Origin of the sequence: Methylobacterium sp. E-025 (assembly GCF_022829705.1) — a bacterium.
Lineage (GTDB): Bacteria > Pseudomonadota > Alphaproteobacteria > Rhizobiales > Beijerinckiaceae > Methylobacterium.
Genome location: NZ_JAKSYR010000070.1, coordinates 1 through 1,985 on the forward strand (window position 1 = coordinate 1; position 1,985 = coordinate 1,985).

Consider the following 1,985-nt stretch of genomic DNA (forward strand, 5'->3'; position numbering starts at 1 on the left):
CGGCACGGTGAGCCGCGTCTCGGCCGACGTCTCGACCGATCCCAAGACCGGACAGAGCTACTACACCGCCCGCATCCGCGTGCCCGAGACCCAGCGCGAGCGCCTGGGCGAGGTCCAGCTCGTGCCCGGCATGCCGGTCGAGGCCTTCCTCCAGATCGGCGAGCGCTCCGTGATGAGCTACCTGATGAAGCCGCTCGCCGACCAGGTCGCCAAAGCCTGGCGCGAGAAGTGAAAAAATTTGACTGCTACGGATGAATTCGTGCCAGCTGTAAGCAAATCTAAAAGCTAATATTGCTCCAGAACTTTCCATCAGGAAAACGGTCATTTGCCCGGCATTTGCACCGCATTCATCAGGTGCAAGTTAGGTGCATCAAAGTGGCGAAAGCAGCCAAATTGATCCACCTGAGGGCACTTCAAACATGACGCTTCACTTTAAATAGTGAAGATTGGCGGGTCTTAGCCGCCGACCATCGGCTTAAGGTAAGCGGGCCGACGAAATTGTTACGGAATCGATCTAACTTAGGGAACTTTCGTGACGTTTAATTACTCTGTGTCGCTAGAGCGTTTTCGGTTTGCGCTGATTCAATGGGGTGGAGTTCACGGAGCGGCGACGGGCTGATTCACTGATCGCTCCGGAGGAGGAGCGACAGATGGGACGACCCTACAGCCAGGATCTGCGCGAGCGGGTGCTGGAAGCCGCCGCAACAACCTCGCGCCGGCAGGCGGCGGCGCGGTTTGGTGTCGGCATCGCCACCTCGATCCGCTGGATGGCCGCGCTCACGACGACCGGGACGGTGGCCGCTCGTCCGCAGGGGCGGGCGCGCCGCTCGAAGCTCGATCCGCACGAGGCATTCCTACGCGCGCTGATCGACGAGAAGGACGACATCACCCTGGAGGAGATGCGCGTCCGGCTCCGGGACGAGCACGACCTCACGGTCGGGCTCGGCACCCTGTGGAGCTTCCTCGACGCACGCGACCTGACCTACACAAAAAGACAGCGCACGCCGCCGAGCAAAGTCGTCCGGATGTGAAGGCTGCGCGCGAGGCTTGGTTCGAGGGCCAACTCGATCTCGATCCGGCCCGCCTGGTATTCCTCGACGAGACTTGGACCTCGACCAACATGACCCGCCTGCGCGGGCGTTCTCCCCGCGGCGAGCGACTGCGCTCGCCCGTGCCGCATGGCCATTGGAAGACGACGACCCTGGTGGCGGCCCTGCGCCTGTCCGGGATCGCCGCGCCGTTCGTGCTCGATGGCCCGATCAACCGCGACGCCTTCCAGGCCTACGTCGATCAGGTCCTGGTGCCCGAACTCACCCCCGGGGACATCGTGGTCATGGACAACCTCGGTAGCCACAAGGGGCCGGCCGTGCGGGCGGCGATCGAAGCAGCAGGCGCGCGACTACTGTTCCTCCCGCCCTACAGCCCGGACTTCAACCCCATCAGGGGATACCCCACTCGACCTGTCGATTGGGGCCCCCTCAGATGGCCTTCTCGAAGCTGAAAGCGCTGCTGCGCAAAGCTGCCGAGCGGACCGTCGAGGGCTTGTGGTCGGCCATCGGGCGCCTCGTCGACACCGTCACACCCGACGAGTGCGCCAACTTCTTCGCCGCCGCAGGATTTGAGCCAGATTAAACCGAAAACGCTCTAGCGCGTTCCGCGACATGTCGAAATGGCCAAAGTCGAGCTTTAAAAATTCGGACTGATCACGAACCTAAGACAATCGTCCTTCACGGGTCACAAAATATGCCCTCGATCTTGCCACCTTTCTTCTCGAGCCGTTCCTTGGTTCTGTCATAGACGCCGCTAAGCTTATAGAGCGAGCCGAGGTCGACCTTGAGAGACCTCACTACGAGGCCAACCTGATCGTGCAGGCTGTCGCCTGGTACCTGCGCTACTCGCTGAGCTACCGCGACACCGCGACATGGGGCAGCTATTCCCGGAACGCACTCTTGAGGTGGACGATAGCACCCTGAACCGCTGGGTTC

General features: G+C 61.9%; 3 pseudogenes. All 3 read left to right on the forward strand.

Annotated features, from left to right (window positions below):
* A pseudogene (locus MKK64_RS07390) lies at positions 1-232 on the forward strand (HlyD family type I secretion periplasmic adaptor subunit); the annotation flags it as partial.
* 418 nt (positions 233-650) lie between these two features.
* Positions 651-1,632: pseudogene (locus MKK64_RS07395) on the forward strand (IS630 family transposase).
* Between the two features lie 161 nt (positions 1,633-1,793).
* Positions 1,794-1,985: pseudogene (locus MKK64_RS07400) on the forward strand (IS6 family transposase); the annotation flags it as partial.